Below are 16,739 nucleotides of genomic sequence, written 5' to 3' on the forward strand. Positions count from 1 at the left end.
CATGCATACGACAGCCGCGTTCAATAAGACTTGATTAATATCAATCATTTAGCGGGCGGACGATTGCGTTAGCCGTGCGTTGGGAGGCGTGATATCTCTCAACGACGGAAGGCAACATCATGGCCGACAAGACCAAATCCTGCGCGGGGCAGACAAAGGGAGAGACACCCGCCAACGCCTCTGCTCTTCCTGCCGGATCGGACGCGCCGACCCATTATGCCGAGCCCCAGGGCCATGGCGGCGAAACCCACCAGACCACTCAGGATGCCGACCGCACGATGACGACCCAACAGGGCGTCCCGATTGCCGATGACCAGAACAGCCTTCGCGCGGGCGAGCGCGGACCGACGCTGCTGGAAGACTTCATCCTGCGCGAGAAGATTTTCCATTTCGACCATGAGCGCATTCCCGAGCGCGTCGTCCATGCGCGCGGTTATGGCGCGCATGGCGTGTTCGAGCTGACGGACAGTCTGGCCGACTATACCCGCGCCGACGTCCTCAGCGAGGTCGGACAACAGACCGAGGTGTTCGTCCGCTTCTCGACGGTGGCGGGCAACAAGGGGTCGATGGATTTGGCGCGCGACGTGCGCGGCTTCGCGGTCAAATTCTATACCAAGCAGGGCAATTGGGACATTGTCGGCAACAACATTCCCGTCTTCTTCATCCAAGACCCGATCAAGTTCCCCGATCTGGTTCATGCCGTAAAGCAGGAACCCGACCGCGCCTTTCCCCAGGCTCAGTCGGCGCACGACAATTACTGGGACTTCGCGTCCTTAAGCCCCGAAGCATGGCACATGGTCATGTGGCAGATGTCCGACCGGACGATCCCGCGATCGTTCCGCACCATGGAGGGTTTCGGCGTACACAGCTTCCGGCTGGTCAATGCCGAGGGCAAGTCGACCTTCGTCAAATTCCACTGGAAGCCGCGCCAGGGCCTGCAATCGGTGCTGTGGAACGAAGCGGTCAAGATCAACGGCGCCGATCCGGATTTCCACCGCCGCGACCTGTGGACCGCGATCGAGGGCGGCGACTTTCCGCAATGGGATCTGGGCGTCCAGCTGTTCGACCAGGAAACAGCCGATCGCCTGTCCTTCGACCATCTCGATTCGACCAAGCTGATCCCCGAGGAAGAGGTGCCCGTCCGTATCGTCGGTACGCTGACCCTGAACCGCAATGTCGACAATTTCTTCGCCGCCACCGAACAGGTCGCCTTCTGCACCCAGAATGTCGTGCCCGGCATCGACTTCTCCGACGACCCGCTGCTCCACGGGCGCAACTTCTCGTATCTGGACACGCAGTTGAAGCGGCTGGGCGGGCCGAACTTCACGCATATCCCGGTCAACGCGCCGCGCTGCCCGGTGATGAATTTCCAGCAGGACGGCCATATGGCGATGCGCAATCCTAAGGGGCGCGCCAATTATGAGCCGAACAGCTGGGGTCCCGATGGCGGGCCGCGCGAAAACCCGACCATCGGCTATCGCAGCTTTCCCGCCGAGGTGCAGGGTACCAAGCAGCGGATTCGCGCGGAAACCTTTGCCGATCATTACAGCCAGGCGCGACAGTTCTTCATCAGCCAGCAGCCCATCGAGCAGAAGCATATCGGTGACGCGCTAGTGTTCGAGCTGTCCAAGGTCGAACGGGTCGACATCCGCGCGCGCGCCGTGTCCCATCTGCGCCTGATCGACGGAGGACTGGCCGCGACGGTCGCGGATGGGTTGGGTCTCGATCTGCCGGAACCGGCAAAGGCCGCAAAGCCGACGCTCGACCTGCCGCCCTCGGCCAAGCTGAGCATCCTGTCCAACGGCCCAAAGGACTTCAAGGGGCGCAAGATGGGCATCCTGCTGACGGGCGGCAGCAGTGCCGATTTGTTTGCCGCATTGACCAAGGCGCTGGAGGCAGAAGGCGCCTTGTGGGAGATCGTCGCGCCGAAGATCGGCGGCGTGACGCTCGACGACGGCACGAAGGTCGCCGCCAAGCAGAAGATCGATGGCGGCCCATCGGTGCTATATGATGCGGTGGCGGTCCTGCCATCGCAAACCGGCGCAGCCATGCTCACCCGGGATGCGACGGCCAAGGACTTCGTCGCCGATGCTTTCGCCCATTGCAAATTCATCGGCCACAGCGACGCCGCCACCGACCTGTTCCACGCCGCAGGTGTGACGGATCGGGACGATGGGTTTGTCAGCCTCGCCAAGGCGAAGGATGCCAAGACCTTCGTTAGTCAATGCCGCGCGCTACGCGTCTGGTCGCGAGAGCTAAACGTAGATCTAGATGCAGCCTCGCTTCAGTCGGCGTTATAGCACTGCAGGGAACGGGCAGGTCTACTGCACCTTCCCGTTCATCACATCGTTCAGACAGGCGACTGCGCTCCGGGGGTCGATGAGGAGGACGCTTTGAAGTTGGCCGACCGAACGGACGTCCAACCCGACCCAGTATCCGACGTTCAAGGCGCTCTGCTCGCTTACCAGCATTCGCCATTCGTTAAGGTCGCATTTTTGGTCAACCGCTGGTCGACGTACCGCCGACGGGTCGGGCATTCTTTCGCCCATCGGCGAGTTCGACGCCGTATCACTAACAAGCGGCATCATATCAGGCGAACTGGAAGCTGGTGTGTGGCACCCGCCCAGGCAAGCAGGTGCCACACATCCTCGTCAGTACAGTATGCTATTCTGATCCGTGCGCGCACCGGTGCGGCGTGCTTCGGCCATGGCGTCGCCCGCGCGTTCGGCGATGATGACCTGGTTCACCGCGACCATCTGGTGTGTGTTGCTCCGGTCGTCGCGCGTATCGTTGCCGAAATCGCGAGAGCTATCGAGCCGCGATTCGAGTGGGGTGCAGCAATGGCCGTCGACGGAATAATACCCCGTACCCGGCTGCCCATTACGCCCGTAATGCTCGACCTGCGGGGAAAATCCGCCGATCGGCACCCCTGAAAAGGCCAGTACGGAGTCGAGCTTGAGCAACGGCCCATCGAAATACACGCCGCTCAAGTTGGAGCCCGAGGTGTTGCCGCACATCATCTTGTTGCGCAGCTCGAAATAGACAAAGCCCGCCGTGTGGGCATAGTCCATGGCATAGGCGCCGACACGCTCTGCAGGCGTGCTCTTTTCCTGGTGATAATGGTCGGCGATGGTATCCAGACTACCCGTCCCGATCACCGGCACGAAATACAGGCCGCCGGTCAGCGATCGAACATAGCTAGGGCTGGTGAGTGTGCTGTTGAACTTCAGGATCGAGCGGTCCTGGATGCCCAGCCGTCGGATCATGTCGGCCGTCTTGGAAATGCCGCTCGCCGTCTTGATATCAAAAATATAGACCAAGTTGCGATTCAACTGGTCCACCTTGTGCATCATAATTTCCAGCGGCAGAAACGCATAGTCGGTGACAGCCCCGAGCGGGTCGCGCAGTTTGAGCTTTTCCAACAGGGCGTCGCGTACCCGGCTGATCGCGGGATTGTTGTATTCATTTTCCTGCGACGTGGAATAGGTATCGAAAAGCCGACCGTTGAAACTGTAGTTGGTCATCCGGCCGAGCGTGGTATCGTGGATCGGCCACAGCGTTCCGTCTCCGGATTCCCGGACGTCAATCTCGACCGCTTCGACATTTTCGCGGGTCGTCTCCTCGATCGAGCAAATCGAGTTCTCGGGGCAATCCTGGTGGAAATAGCCGCGATGCTCGGCGATGATGCGCAGGCGCTTATTGTCCTTCTTCATCGCCTGAATGACCTTGGCGGGCTAATAATTGGTGGCGGCCATCGCGGCGGAGGTCATGGCCGTGGCGGCGAACAGGACGGCAAGCCGGAACTTCAAGAAACGCATCATACATTCCTTCCCTATTGGACAATCGGTGCCGGTGCCGGTGCCGTCAGTCGGCGCGGGCGATATATTGGGTGAAGGTCAGGTTGCCGCTGTCGTCGGCATTGATCGTCCCCAAACCCAATTTCGTCATGCCCGCATCGCCATAGCCATGGTCGAGCGGGCCGTTCTTGAGGAGCGCGACGGCCTGGTCGCGAGGGCGCGCAGGGGAAGCCGCAAGCCGCCCCTCGATGACGCAGAGGCGATCGGCGCAGGTGACGCCCGTGATCGAAAGTCCGTCCGCCAGCCCGGACAGGCGCTGGCGCAGCGCCGCCTCCTTGGCGCTTGCCCAGGCTTCGTCGCGCGGGTGGCTGGCGAAGATTGCCTGACGCTCGGGGTCGGACAGCCGATCGAAATCGGGGAGTGTCCCTGGGGAGGCGGGGGCCGTGGAAACCCCGGTGACGGGCGCTGCCGGAGCCGGTGCTTCCGGTGATGTACCCGCGACGACGGTGATCGCCTGCCCGCCTGTATCCGAACGGCTATGGTGCCACAGCGCCGCCGACAGGCCGAGTAATGCGAACAGTATCAGCACGGCGATCAGCGGCCATCGGCCGGACGAAAAGAAAATACGGGAGGACATGATGGACTCCAGATCAGTCGGCGGGGGGAACTGAGGGCGCGGGGGGCGGCGGCGCGACGGGCGACAGCAATTCGCCATTGTCGGTCGCGTAGCGGAAGGTCTCCACGACCCGGCCGGTGGTCACGGTCAGCACACCCCGCGCCAGATCGTCGCGCACGGTGATCGGCGCATCGGGCATCCCCGGACAGCGGACATGCGCGCCATCGGCAAAGCCGCGTGGCCCCATCGGCGCGATCACGCATGGCGCCTCGCCCGGTCGGCCAATCTCCAGCCAGCCCTGTTCGGTGATGCGGTGGCTATAGACCGGATGGTTGTCCGCACCGATGGTCACGAAGGTCTGTCCGCGATCGAAGCGCCGATCGGGCGCGCCCATCCCCTTGATGCCGACCATATTATGGGTCAGCAGCCCGTCCGCGCCGATATAATAATGGCCGATCTGCGTACCCGCATCGCCGGGCCAGCGCAGGTGCATGTGTATATGCGGCGGCGCGTCGACATGGCCGTGCGGGGCGTTGGTGTCGAAACCCATGATCTGGATGCGCCCGATCCCGCGCCGCTCGACCTCCTCCCCCAGTTTCAGGCGACGCACCACCTCGCGCTGCGCAAATTCCAGCGTGTTGGCGGCCTCGCGCTGGAGCGTGGGAAAGGCCCCGCTGGCATAGGCCCCCGCCCGCCGCGCCGGATCGGCATGTTCGAACCGCAACACCATGCCCGGCTCGACGATATGGGTCGCGACCTCGCCCGCCGTAATCGCGTCATGGTCGAGCGGCGGGAGTGCGACGATCAAGCGACCGTCTTCGCGGCGGAAACCGATTTCCCCGCTTTCCAATAGGACGCGCCGCACATTCGCCACCGCACCATCGAACCCCAGTTCCAGCGTCCGGCGGCGCGGCACCGTAAGCGCCACGACCGTTTCCAGGCGGTTGTCGGCATTCCAATAGGCATCGGTAACCGGCGCGCAGACCGGACAGGTCGCTGGGTCGAACCGCACGCCTTCGCCACCGTCGCGCTTCACGAATTTCAGGACGCCGCGCACCATATCACCGTCGCGCGGCGCGGCGATAGCCGGGACGGCGGCGAGCATGATGCCCGCCGCCGCCGTAAGGGTAAGCCACCTCACAGGAGCGGCTTCCACGAGAGGCCCAGCCAGAAGGTACGGCCAACCGGGAAGAAATAGTTCACATATTGCTGACGGACGCCTTGGCGGACGATGAACGGCTCCTTGGTCAGGTTCTGCAACTGCCCGACCAGTTCCAGGTCGGGCCGCACTGCAACGCGCGCCTGAAGGTCGAGCTGCTGGCGAGGCTGCTGATACAGGTCACGCGTCGGCGTATCGCCATCGGCCGACTGAAGCGCGCGGCCGATGCGGTTATAGGACGCGCGCAGCTCGACCGGGCCGGTGACGTAGAACACGGTCATGTTGGCGATATAGTCGGGCTGCTGGATCAGCCCCGACGTCGCCCGTGTCGCGGAAAGCCCGGCGGCCTGGCCCGCCGCACTAACCGGCTGGTCGAACGATCCGTCGAGCAGGGTGAAGTTCGCATTCACCCCCAGCCCCGGCACCACGGGAATCTTGACGAGCGTATAGCTGACCTCCAGCCCCTTCACCTTGGCCTTGGCCGAGTTCATCGGCGTGCTGATGAAGACGTCCTGATAGGTGACGCCCTGAAATGTTGTAGGCGACCCCTGCCGGGTCGAGGTGAAAATCTCGTTGCGGATGTCCTTCACGAATCCGGCGACTGAGATCATGCCCGTACTGCCCATATACCATTCATAGGACAGGTCGTAATTCCAGGCCTCGCGCGGGCGCAGATTGGGGTTGCCAGTGTTGATGGTCAGCACATTGTTCGTGCCGACGCCGAAGCTCGTGCGCGCGGCATATTGGTTATAGTCGGGCCGGCCGATCGTCTTGGAGACACCCGCCCGCAACCGCATCCCGTCGCCCAGTTCATAGGTGGCGAGCGCGGAGGGCAACCAGAAGCCATATTCGGCTCGACGGCGCACCAGCGTATAAGCGGTTGCCCCGCTGGTGGTCGGCGCCTGGTTGGTGTCGACGATCAGGTTCGTCTGGTCGTACCGGACGCCCGCCTGCATGTTGAAGCGGTCAGCGCGGAACAGCCCCTGGATATAGGCGGCGCGCACCGTCTCTAGATCGTGAAAATCGTCGGCGAAATTGTTGGCTATCTGGTTGGTGGTGGTGAAGGACGACCGCAGCGCGTTGAACCGCTGCCACGCGGCATCGCGGTTGATGAGCATGTAAGGGATGCCCGGCGTCTCATAGGTGGAGGGCATCTGCGGATAGGTCAGCCCGGACAGACCACCGATCCGGTTCTGGTCCGCCGCGCTCGCCGCGACATATTCGACGTAACTCTGATTGTAGCTCAAATCGGTGCGCGTCACCGCCGCGCCGACATTGACGCCGAAACCCAGGTCGTCGGCCCCGGCGTTATAGCCCAGATTGACCTTGGCATAGTCGACCGTCGAGTCTAGGTCGCGCTCAATGTTGCGGAAATACAGCGGACGATAACTGTTCGGATCGGCCGCGACGGCGGGGTTGTTGAAGGTCAGCCGCGGTCGCCCGTCGACGATCCGATAGCTGTAGCCGAAGGCGGGCAGATAGCCGACCGACGAACTGCCCGGCTTGGGGTTGGAGTCCCATTTGATCATCTGCCGGTTCTCGCGATAGGTCGCCATCGACCGCGCCAGCGTCGCGTCGAGGACCAGCCCGCCGCCGAAATCGTGATGCCCCTTGGCATCGACCAGATAGGTGTCGCGCTTCACGGGCTGGAAGGTCAGGCCCTGCTGGAAGTCACCGAGCGCGAATTGACCGCTATCGCGTGTGACATTGAACGGCGCTCCCGTCGGCAGTGCGAGCGTCTCGTACCGGGTTTCCGTGTCGGTATCGTGATAATAGCCCCCGAACAGCGACATTTGGGTGGCATCATCGGGCCGCCATTCGAGCTTCAGATTACCCGACAGGCGGGTCCGCATATTTTCGAAGAAATAATCCTGATTGCGGATCGGCACGAGATAGCCGGTCGACAGGTTCGGAAACGGTGTCGCCTTGCCCCCCGGCGTGTAATAACTCCACCCCGCCCCCAACGTGTCGCCGGGCAGTTCGGCCCGCGCGGTCGAGGGCAGCCGCTGATACTCGACCGAGGCGACCACGCCCAAGGTCCGATCCACACCGAACAGCGTCGAGGCGGTGGCATCGGCCCGAACCGATGGTCCGCCGCTGCGCACTAGCTTGCCGGCCGTGTCGTTATAGCCGCCATTGGCGTTCATCACGAAGAAGCGTTCGCCATGCTGATCGAAGGCGCTTTTCGACACGATGTTGATCTGTCCGCCCAGCGCGTGCGGGTTATATTGCGCCGTGACGCTCTTGATCGCCTCGATCCGCGAGACGAGCGAGGCGGGCAGCATGTCCAGCCGCGCGCCGCGATAGATCCAATCGGGCGAGGCGAGCGGAATACCGTCGAGGGTGACGAGATTGTAGCGCGGGTCGAGGCCCCTGATCGTCGCTCGCTGATAGATATCACGGTTCTTCGTCGGGTCCGCGCCGCCCACCACCGAGACACCCGCGATCCGGCGGCTCGCTTCGACGATGTTCAGATCCGGCAGGCGGCCGACATCGTCCTGCGCCACCGCGTCCAGAATGACGTCGGACTTCTTCTTCGCCTGTACGGCGGAACGCTGCGACGCGCGAAAGCCGGTCACGACGATGTCGCCCTGAGGGCTGGACTGCGTCTCGGACTGCGGCGTCGCCATGGCTTGCTGCGCGAGCGCGCTTCCAGGCCACAATCCGATGGCCGCCGTTCCCAGCGACGCCACTATCCGCCGCCCCATAAACCTTGTCACCACAGCTAACGCCCCTCTGCAAATTATTCGTTACATTCTGTATGCAATTAATTTGACAGTTTGACGATGGTTGGCGACAAGACCCGAGACGAGGTTAGAAGGACGACATGATGAAAGAGGCGCTGACCTCGCGCGCGCGCATGATCCTGGGAATGATCCGCCGCCACGGTGCCGTGTCGCGCGCCACGCTGGTGCGTGACACCGGTCTGTCGGGCACGGCCGTCTTTCGTGCGACCGAGGAGCTGGCCGCCGCCGGACTGGTGCGGATCGGCGATACCGTTGCGGCGGGGCGCGGCGCTCCCAGCGCGACCGTCCATATCGTTCCCGATGCGGCGTTCAGCCTGGGACTGTCGGTGATGACCGACCGCGCCGACATCATATTGGTCGATCTGGCAGGACAGATCCGCGCGCGCCGGGAACTCACCAGGCCCGATATGCCGCGCGACGCGATCCTGTCTGGGGCCGCGACGTTCGGCGAACAAGCGCTGGCGGACGCGGGCGCGAACCGCGACCAGCTGTGCGGGATCGGCGTGGCGGTGGCGGGTTACTTCGTCGCACCCGATATGCTCAACCCAGCCGACGAGATCGCGGAATGGGGTCTAGTCGATCTGCGCAAGACCATCGAGCAAAGGCTGGGCATGGCCTGCCAGGTCGAGAATATCGCCAGTGCTGGGGCCGTCGGCGAAAGGCTGCTGGGGGCCGGAGCGGGATTCGACAGCTTCTGCTACGTCAACATCGCGGCGGGCTTTGGCGCCGGGCTCGTGCTGGATGGACGGCTGTGGCGCGGGTGCCATGGCAATGCCGGGGAGATCGCCGGGCTGTTCCCGCTGTCGGGTCGCACCACGCCGAACCTGACCAACCTGCGCATGACGCTGGCCGAGCACGGCGTTGCCACCGAAAGCGTCGCCGATCTGGTCGCGCGCTTCGACCTCGACTGGCCGGGTGTGGCGCAATGGCTTACGGCCCATCGTGCGGATTTCGATTACTTCTTCAACGCGATGCGGTTCATGATCGACTGCGAGGCGATCATCGTGGGCGGCCGCATCCCCCGGGCGCTGGCGCAGGCCATCGTAGATGGCGCACGCTGGCCCGAAGAATCGCTGCCTGCCCGCCGAGGGCGCCGCGCCCCCGCTACCCAGCTGATTGTGGCCGATCTGGAACCGGAATGGAGTGCGCCGGTCGGTGCCGCTTCGCTGTTGTTCCAACAGACGCTGTTCGGGTGATCCCGCGCCGATATACGGCAAGTCCGATCGCCACCCCCGCCGTCGCGACCAACGCCGTCATCATTAACCGCGAGGGCGGTGAGGCGGGATTGGCCAAGGTCTGACTATACGGTGTCCTCGCCAATATCCGGCCAACGAGCAGCATGGCAGCGCCCTGCGCCAGTTTCGACATGCATGTGAAGGTACCGACGTAACGCAACGCCCGGCTAGATACGGCCCGCTGCGTCATCACGGCCCACAGGACCAGCCACAGACCACTGGTTCCCGCGCCGAAAAGCATGCCGATAGCCATCCCACCGATAGCGGACACCCGGATCGGATCGGTGAGGAGTAGCGCTGCCACCAGCAGGGTTGCTGCCATCCCGAGCAGAACGCGCGCCATGCCATGGCGGCCGATCCAGAGCACCCAAAGCGGCTGGCTGATCGGCGCACCGATCGCGGCCCATAGCATCAGCTCGATCCCGTGGCTGGCGAACGCCGTGAAATAGGGCTCCAACGTGCGGAATAACGTCACCATGAACATCATCGCCGCCAAAGCCAGCAGGATAATCGGCAAGTCGACGGGCCTTGCGCCCTCCTGCTGCGGTGGGTTCGGAGTCGGCCTTGCAGGCCAGGGCGCCCCCGCCGTCCACGCCGAAGTCCACCACATGGCCCCGGCGACGATGGCGGCCCAGAACGGATAGATCATAGCACTCCGCCCCGCTATCAACAGCGGGGCCGCGAAGGCGACGACCGCCAGAGCGGCCAAGCTCGACACGACGTTCCGAGCCGCCAGCCACCGGCGCTGCACGGCAGTATCCAGCGTCATCAGCGGCACCAGGGCGTTTTGCGCCACGTCGACCAGCGGATAGAGGAGCCGAAACCCGCTTAGCGTCACAAGCGCCCATATCACCCGCCAATCGGCCGGGATGAGAGGCGTGATCGCGAACAGCAGAAAGCAGGCCGCCACGGCAGGCGCGGCCCGCGCCTGCAAGGTCGCTGCGGTCGCCGCATCCGCAATCCGACCGTCGAGCTTTGTCCCAAGCGCGAGGTCCGCCAATCCGTTAAGGAACAGCGTCAGCCCCAGAACCCATCCCATGGCCTGCGGCGTCAAACCACAGGCTTCTGTCAGAAAAAACGCAAAGAGAAGGCCACTGGTGTGCCATAGCTGGCTCTTGGAGAAATGGGCACAAAGATACCGCAGCATGCAGCCCATTCGCTGCGGCGATCTGATCACTGCCAGGGCTCCATCCTGACATTCGTTGCACGTTCGAGCGAAAATTTTATGACGCCAGCCCCCCATTTGCATGTCCTGGAGGACCCAGATGCGGTCATTCGCGGCCTCTTTTTGGCTAGCCACCTTCTGCCATTCATGCATGTAGACAGCGGAGGAGGTGCCGAGCCTCAGCCCTGGCCGCGCCAAGTGTAATCGGAAGCGTCGCGACGATCGTGTTCAATTTCCCCGGTAGGTTGAATAGCCGTAAGGGCTGACAACTACCGGAACGTGATAGTGACCCGACTTGTCGGTGACGCGGAACGTCAGCGTGATCTCGGGGAAGAACGGCGAGGCCGATGCGTCCGGGTAGTGCGACATGTCGAACTGGAGCTGGTAGATGCCGGTGTCGTAGGCCTTCGCGTCTCCGAAGCTCCGAACGCGCCCGTCGCCGTCGGTCGCTGCCGATCCGACCTTCTGCCAGCTCCCGTCCGCGCTGCGCTTCGAGAGCGTGACGGGCACGGCTTTGCCGCCCACGCCGCGGGCAAGATCGAGCACATGGGTCGAGATGTCGGCAGCAGCGGCAGGCGTGGCGACGGCGCCGATCAGCAATGCGAGTGCTATGGTCTTCATGAGCGGGATCCTGACTTGTCGAAGGAGGAAAGAAGGGTCTCGAACCGGGATGTCGGCGCGGCGATGATCTCCCCGCGTTGTACGAGACGACGATTGCAGGGCGGCGCGGCGACGGCTGCGGAGGCATTGTCGGCATCAACGAGAACGAACGTCGCCTCATCTCCCGGTTCCATGCCGTAGTGTTCGCGACCCAGAACGGCAGCGGCGTCCGTGGTCGCCATGTTGAGAGCGATTGCGAGGTCGGCATCGGTGAAGAAGCCGGATCGGTAGCCGATCATCATCGCGCGGCCGAGCATGTCGGCATCACCATACGGCCACCAAGCATCACGGATGTTGTCGTTACCGGCGAACACTCGGACCCCGGCGCGGCGAAGTAGCGAGATGGGCGGGAAGGCGCGATTGCCTGGAGCGTTGGTCATGATCGCCACGCCAGCATCAGCCAGCAAATCGGCAGTACGGGCCGCTTCGTCCCGCTCCACATCGCCCAGCGCATAGGCATGGCTTACCGCAACCTTCCCCTGCATCGCTGCCGCTCTGGTGCGTAAAGCGATGCGGCGAAGCTGTTCGATCCCTTGCTGTCCGGGTTCGTGGAGATGAATGTCGATCTTGACGCCGTGGCGCTCGGCGACCCCGAACACCACGTCAAGGTGCGCATCGGCGTCGCCGTCAAATGCCGATGGGTCGAGTCCGCCCACGACACTTGCACCTTCCCTGACGGCCGCGTCGAGGAGATCGGCAGTGCCGGGGGAAGCGAGGATGCCTGCCTGAGGGAATGCGACGATCTCGACGTCCACTTTTCCGCGCCACGGCTCGCATGCGGCCATGACCGCGTGGAGATGGTCGAGCTTCAGCGAGGCATCGACATCGACGTGGCTGCGCATCGCGACGGTGCCGAGGCGATGGGCCTGTGCCAGCAAGGCATCGGCTCGATCCTGGACGGGTAACGCTCCCGCCAGAAGCTGCTTTTCGATGGTCAGCCGCTGACCAAGGTCATCTGCGGGCCGGTGCGGACGCCAGTTGTCCCCGACGAAGCTCTTGTCGAGGTGGATATGACCTTCGATGAAGGCGGGGAGCGCCAGCAGACCGTCCAGATCGATCATCTCGGCGTCGTTGTTCAGTTCATTCGGGTCCACGAAGCAGCCATCACGGACGGCGAGGTCCCGTGTCCTGCCATCCTTACAAAGGACGTTGCGGAACAGGCGGGTGTTAGCAGGATCGGGCACCGGGAAACCTCGTGATTACCGAGACCGCGATCTGGCTATCACCGGCCGCATTTACGAATGATATGTTTGAATGACTATCATTCAGAGTTAGAATGCAGCCGTGCTTGATCTGAAACTTCTTCGCACGTTCATCGCGGTGGCAGACACGGCGAGCTTCACGGATGCTGCCATGCGCCTGAACTCGACTCAATCCACGGTGAGTCAGCAGCTTGGGCGTCTGGAAGCGATGCTCGGTCAGTCGCTGATCGATCGTTCATCACGGCCGATATCACCATCACCGGCAGGCGAGCGCTTGTTGGGTTATGCCCGCCGGCTTCTCGTCCTTCAGGATGAGGCACAGGCCTTGCTCGCCGATCCGGCAGGGACGAGTACGATCCGGATCGGCGTTCCGGACGACATGGTGACATCTGCCATGAGTGCGTGCTTCGCACGGTTCGCGGGGCGCCATCGCCAAATCCGACTGGACGTTACGACCGGCCTCAGCCGCGATCTGAAGAGGCGATTTCGGGAAGGAGAGTTCGACATCGTCATCGTCAAGGAGGCGGTGACCGATGGGGACGCCCGGGCGAATTTTTCTGAGCCGCTGGCCTGGTTCGAGGCTGAGGGTAGCCAAGTTTGGCAGGATCCTATCCCGCTTGTCACGTTCCCACCAGGCGGCCTGTATCGCGACCTGATGATCGATCGGATCGAGCGCGAGCAGCGTCGATGGTACATCGCCTTTACCGGCAACAGCCTTGGCAGTGTCTTGTCGGCAGTCGAGGCGGGGCTTGGAGTGTCAGTTTTGCCGGTAAGCACCACCAAGGTGCATGCCGTCCGCGCCAGCACAATTTTTCCCCCGGAAACCGCGCTTTCGTTGTCGATTTATGCGTGGGAAGTCCGCGGCCCGGCTAGTGAGCTTTTACAGGATATGGTGGGTGTCACAGCTGCCCGATCAGATAGCGGAGGCACTGCCTGACGGGAACGCCAGCGTAGGCTTCTTTGGCATTCGCGCACGCCGTGCCGTTTCGCAACCGCCCGGTCGTGACCCAACGCCGATAGCCAACGCCTGGCCGCCCTGACCCATTCCCGGACGTTCAGGCGGCGTAGAGCGCTCCCAACTTCTGACGTTCATTCAAGTTTGGCTCCGGACCCGGATGTGCAGTGCAAGCGCCTTCCCTGCGCTGGTTGCAACGCGATCATTCCCTGTCAGCCTTTCGGCATCGGCAAGAGAATACGAAATAGAGATCGGTCGTTGGTTCTTTGATAGCTGGCATCTCCGCCATGTGCACGGGCGATAGCCTGAACGACGGAAAGGCCCAGTCCCGATCCCCCGGAGTTCTTTGTACCGCGTACAAATTGGTGAAAAGCGCTTCTCTCAAACTCGGGTGGCAACCCCGGCCCTTTGTCCGCAACGGTGATGACCGCCTCACTCCTCGTGAATTCAACCACGAGCCGCAAAGTACAAGGCGACGCATGGCGACACGCGTTGTCGACGAGGGCGACCACCGCCTGTCGGATACGCGCCGCATCGGCCCGGACGACGCCAGCCTCCAACGTCATCTCCAGTTCGAAACCCGCTGGCGACAGCATGGATGACAGGATCGGTCGCATATCCTCCAACTCGGCAGCCAGATCGACGTCCCCGATCACCAGCTCCAGTCGCCCGCTCTCAGCCAGGCTGACGCTACGCAGATCCTCGACCAGCCGGGTCAGGCCCTCGACCTGTTTCATCAGGCCGACGACCAGTGCGTCATCGAGCGGAAAGACGCCGTCCTTCGCGCCTTGCAGCCGCCCGCGCAATATGGTCAGGGGGGTGCGCAGTTCGTGCGCGATCTGGGCATTCCACAGCTTCACATCGTCCGACATGCGTTGCAGCCGGTCAGCCATGCCGTTGAAATCGGCAATCAGCAGCGCCGCCTCGCCATGCGCGGCGCGAACCGGCGCGATGCGGGTAGTCAGGTCGCCGTCGGCGATCCGACGCGCCGCCTCGCCCACTGCGCCGAGCGGCTGCACAATACGCCGCGCCAGCCGGATCGCAACTGCCAGCGCCAGCGCCACCCCGACGACGCAGGCCGCGAGGGTGATGCCGACATCCAGACCAGTGGTGTCCGCCACCCCAGGCGGCAGCGGCGCAACGATACGGAGCCGCTCCAGCACGGCATAGACGATGTAAAAAGCGGCCGTGCTGACCGCGACCGCGACGAAGGCCAGCGCCGCCATCGCGATCGACAATTGCTGGGTCAGGCTGTTCCGGTTCCTCATCCGCGCGACCACAGCCGGTATCCGACACCTCGAACGCCTTCGGGCATATCGGGCACGCCTGCCTGATCCAGTTTGCGGCGCAGCTTGCTGACATGACTGTCGACCGTTCGGTCGAGGGCATCCGATCCGGGCAGGCAGGCGTCGAGCAGTTCGCTGCGGCTGAACACCCGGCTCGGCGTGCGGGCCATATGGGCGAGCAGGCGGAACTCAGTCAGGGTCAGCGCCACGTCGCCGCTTTCCGTGCGGACCATGTGCGCGGTCGTGTCGATCTCGACCGGGCCGACACGCAGCACGCCGTTCGCCCCGTCGCCGCCCGCGCGCCGCAACACCGCCTTGACCCGCGCGACCACCTCGACCGGGTTGAACGGCTTGACGACATAATCGTCGGCCCCGATGCGCAGCGCCTGGAGCTTGTCGATGTCCTGGTCGAGCGCGGTGGTGACGACGACCGGCGTATGGCCCCGCCGTCGCACCTCGGACAGCACGCCCCAGCCGTCGACCAGCGGCATCGAGATATCGAGCAGCAGGATGTCGGGCTTCAACGCGAGATGCAGGTCGAGCGCGGTGCGCCCGTCACCGGCATGGACGGTTCGAAACCCTTCGCGCTCCAGATAGGCGCGGACGATTTCGGCGATATCGCAATCATCCTCGGCGATCAGGACGAGCGGGTTCATGCGGCGAGTCCATTGAGCATAACGCCGTTCCTATCAGCGGCGCAGCGCCCGCCGCCAGCCCGCCTCCACAAAGCCTCCACACAATCTCGACGCAGGCGCAACGACCTGCGCGGATAGGTGGCGGCATGATGGGTCGATCTCTTTCTTGCCGCGCGCTCCCCGCCCTGCCGATCGTCATGGTGATGACGGCCTCGCTCAGCGGCTGCTCCGCCGAAGCCCCCGCCGCCCCGGCGGACCCGGTTACGGTGCTGACCATGCGTGTCGCGCCGACCGAAGTCACCGCCGCTGATGAGTTGCCCGGCCGCGTCGTGGCTTTTCGCACCGCCGAAATCCGCCCGCAGGTCGGCGGCATCGTCCAGCGTCGCCTGTTCGAGCAGGGCGCGGCGGTACGCGCCGGGCAGATGTTGTTCCAGATCAGCCCCGCCCCCTATCGCGCCGATGCCGACACCGCGCAGGCGACCGTGCAAAAGGCCAGCGCCGCCTATGCCCGCGCCCGCGCCCAGGCCGATCGTCTGAAGCCGCTGGTCGCCGCCGATGCGATCAGCCGTCAAAGCTATGACGATGCCGTTGCCGCACGCGAGCAGGCGGCCGCCGAACTGGCCGAAGCACGCGCCACCCTTCGCCGCCGCCGGATCGACCTGGACTTTTCGCGCGTCACCGCACCGATCGCCGGACGCATCGGATCGGCCAATGTCACCGAGGGGGCGCTGGTGACGGCGGCCGATGCTACCCCGCTGGCGACGATCCAGCAGATCGACCGGGTCTATGTGGATGTCCGGCAACCGGCCGAACGCTATGCCGAATTGCGCGCGCAGAGTGCGGCGGCTGGGCCGGTCGAGATCCTCACCCCTTCGGGACGGCACCATCCGGTGCAGGGGCGCATCCTGTTTTCCGGGATCGCCGTCGATCCGGGCACTGGCGATGTGCTGGTCCGGGTCGAGGTGCCCAATCCCGGCGAGCGCCTCCTGCCCGGCATGTTCGTCCGCGCTCGCCTGCCGCGTCCCAGAATGGCCGCCGCGCTGACCGTGCCGCAACAGGCCGTGACCCGCGCGGGTGACGGCTCGGCGCAGGTCAGTGTGGTCGGTGGACAGGACCGGGTGCATCTGCGCCGCGTCACGCTCGGCCCGTTGGTCGATGGCCGCTATATCATCCAATCGGGGCTGCGCGCGGGCGAGACCGTGATCGTCGAGGGGCAGGACCGCGTCCAGCCCGGCACCCCGGTCAACCAACGCCCCTGGCGTGGCGGGGCGGCGAGCTGAGC

The 16,739-nt window shown here is 64.0% G+C and carries 13 protein-coding genes; 4 read left to right on the forward strand and 9 right to left on the reverse strand.

Annotation, left to right across the window (positions count from 1 at the left end; translation table 11 throughout):
- The first annotated feature begins 119 nt into the window (after positions 1–119).
- A complete protein-coding gene (locus tag AC1GI4_RS03130; RefSeq protein WP_479628509.1) occupies positions 120–2,300 on the forward strand; it encodes a catalase in 2,181 nt (726 codons plus the stop codon).
- A 351-nt stretch (positions 2,301–2,651) separates the two neighbouring features.
- Here AC1GI4_RS03130 and AC1GI4_RS03135 read toward each other — a convergent pair whose 3' ends face one another.
- From AC1GI4_RS03135 to AC1GI4_RS03150, 4 genes are all read right to left on the reverse strand, one after another.
- On the reverse strand, positions 2,652–3,713 hold the full coding sequence (locus AC1GI4_RS03135) for a glycerophosphodiester phosphodiesterase family protein (protein WP_479628510.1): 1,062 nt from the start codon (positions 3,711–3,713) through the stop codon (positions 2,652–2,654).
- Between the two features lie 151 nt (positions 3,714–3,864).
- Complete coding sequence (locus AC1GI4_RS03140) at positions 3,865–4,434, reverse strand: hypothetical protein (protein WP_479628511.1); 570 nt, start codon at positions 4,432–4,434, stop codon at positions 3,865–3,867.
- 13 nt (positions 4,435–4,447) lie between these two features.
- Entirely contained in the window at positions 4,448–5,554 is a 1,107-nt protein-coding gene (locus tag AC1GI4_RS03145; protein ID WP_479628512.1) for a hypothetical protein, read from the reverse strand.
- Positions 5,551–8,202: a TonB-dependent receptor gene (locus AC1GI4_RS03150; protein WP_479628513.1), complete on the reverse strand. Its 2,652-nt coding sequence runs from the start codon at positions 8,200–8,202 to the stop codon at positions 5,551–5,553. The genes AC1GI4_RS03145 and AC1GI4_RS03150 overlap by 4 nt, the downstream gene beginning before the upstream one ends.
- 197 nt (positions 8,203–8,399) lie before the next feature.
- Between AC1GI4_RS03150 and AC1GI4_RS03155 the strand changes: the two genes are divergently transcribed.
- Complete coding sequence (locus AC1GI4_RS03155; protein ID WP_479628514.1) at positions 8,400–9,515, forward strand: ROK family transcriptional regulator; 1,116 nt, start codon at positions 8,400–8,402, stop codon at positions 9,513–9,515.
- On the opposite strand, the gene AC1GI4_RS03160 is transcribed toward AC1GI4_RS03155, so the two are convergent.
- The 3 genes from AC1GI4_RS03160 to AC1GI4_RS03170 form a co-directional block, all read right to left on the reverse strand.
- A complete protein-coding gene (locus tag AC1GI4_RS03160; RefSeq protein ID WP_479628515.1) occupies positions 9,424–10,872 on the reverse strand; it encodes an MFS transporter in 1,449 nt (482 codons plus the stop codon). The two genes, AC1GI4_RS03155 and AC1GI4_RS03160, sit on opposite strands and share 92 nt — an antisense overlap.
- Before the next feature lie 75 nt (positions 10,873–10,947).
- On the reverse strand, positions 10,948–11,340 hold the full coding sequence (gene uraH, locus AC1GI4_RS03165; protein WP_479628516.1) for a hydroxyisourate hydrolase: 393 nt from the start codon (positions 11,338–11,340) through the stop codon (positions 10,948–10,950).
- A complete protein-coding gene (locus tag AC1GI4_RS03170; RefSeq protein WP_479628517.1) occupies positions 11,337–12,563 on the reverse strand; it encodes an amidohydrolase family protein in 1,227 nt (408 codons plus the stop codon). Before AC1GI4_RS03170 ends, uraH begins: the two co-directional genes overlap by 4 nt.
- A gap of 100 nt (positions 12,564–12,663) precedes the next feature.
- Between AC1GI4_RS03170 and AC1GI4_RS03175 the strand changes: the two genes are divergently transcribed.
- The gene (locus AC1GI4_RS03175) at positions 12,664–13,518 is read left to right on the forward strand and encodes a LysR family transcriptional regulator (protein ID WP_479628518.1); all 855 of its coding nucleotides are present in this window, start codon (positions 12,664–12,666) and stop codon (positions 13,516–13,518) included.
- A gap of 230 nt (positions 13,519–13,748) precedes the next feature.
- On the opposite strand, the gene AC1GI4_RS03180 is transcribed toward AC1GI4_RS03175, so the two are convergent.
- Entirely contained in the window at positions 13,749–14,804 is a 1,056-nt protein-coding gene (locus AC1GI4_RS03180) for an ATP-binding protein (protein ID WP_479628519.1), read from the reverse strand.
- On the reverse strand, positions 14,801–15,478 hold the full coding sequence (locus AC1GI4_RS03185; protein ID WP_479628520.1) for a response regulator: 678 nt from the start codon (positions 15,476–15,478) through the stop codon (positions 14,801–14,803). The genes AC1GI4_RS03180 and AC1GI4_RS03185 overlap by 4 nt, the downstream gene beginning before the upstream one ends.
- 128 nt (positions 15,479–15,606) lie before the next feature.
- On the opposite strand from AC1GI4_RS03185, the gene AC1GI4_RS03190 reads away from it, so the two are divergent.
- A complete protein-coding gene (locus tag AC1GI4_RS03190) occupies positions 15,607–16,737 on the forward strand; it encodes an efflux RND transporter periplasmic adaptor subunit (protein WP_479628521.1) in 1,131 nt (376 codons plus the stop codon).
- Positions 16,738–16,739: the final 2 nt, after the last annotated feature.

The sequence above is a fragment of the Sphingomonas sp. 77B genome, from assembly GCF_056497825.1.

Coding starts and splice junctions, on each gene's coding strand:
- AC1GI4_RS03130 (WP_479628509.1), top strand. CDS start 120: ATGGCCGACAAGACCAAATCCTGCGCGGGGCAGACAAAGGGAGAGACA.
- AC1GI4_RS03135 (WP_479628510.1), bottom strand. CDS start 3,713: ATGAAGAAGGACAATAAGCGCCTGCGCATCATCGCCGAGCATCGCGGC.
- AC1GI4_RS03140 (WP_479628511.1), bottom strand. CDS start 4,434: ATGTCCTCCCGTATTTTCTTTTCGTCCGGCCGATGGCCGCTGATCGCC.
- AC1GI4_RS03150 (WP_479628513.1), bottom strand. CDS start 8,202: ATGGCGACGCCGCAGTCCGAGACGCAGTCCAGCCCTCAGGGCGACATC.
- AC1GI4_RS03155 (WP_479628514.1), top strand. CDS start 8,400: ATGATGAAAGAGGCGCTGACCTCGCGCGCGCGCATGATCCTGGGAATG.
- AC1GI4_RS03160 (WP_479628515.1), bottom strand. CDS start 10,872: ATGCATGAATGGCAGAAGGTGGCTAGCCAAAAAGAGGCCGCGAATGAC.
- uraH (WP_479628516.1), bottom strand. CDS start 11,340: ATGAAGACCATAGCACTCGCATTGCTGATCGGCGCCGTCGCCACGCCT.
- AC1GI4_RS03180 (WP_479628519.1), bottom strand. CDS start 14,804: ATGAGGAACCGGAACAGCCTGACCCAGCAATTGTCGATCGCGATGGCG.
- AC1GI4_RS03185 (WP_479628520.1), bottom strand. CDS start 15,478: ATGAACCCGCTCGTCCTGATCGCCGAGGATGATTGCGATATCGCCGAA.
- AC1GI4_RS03190 (WP_479628521.1), top strand. CDS start 15,607: ATGGGTCGATCTCTTTCTTGCCGCGCGCTCCCCGCCCTGCCGATCGTC.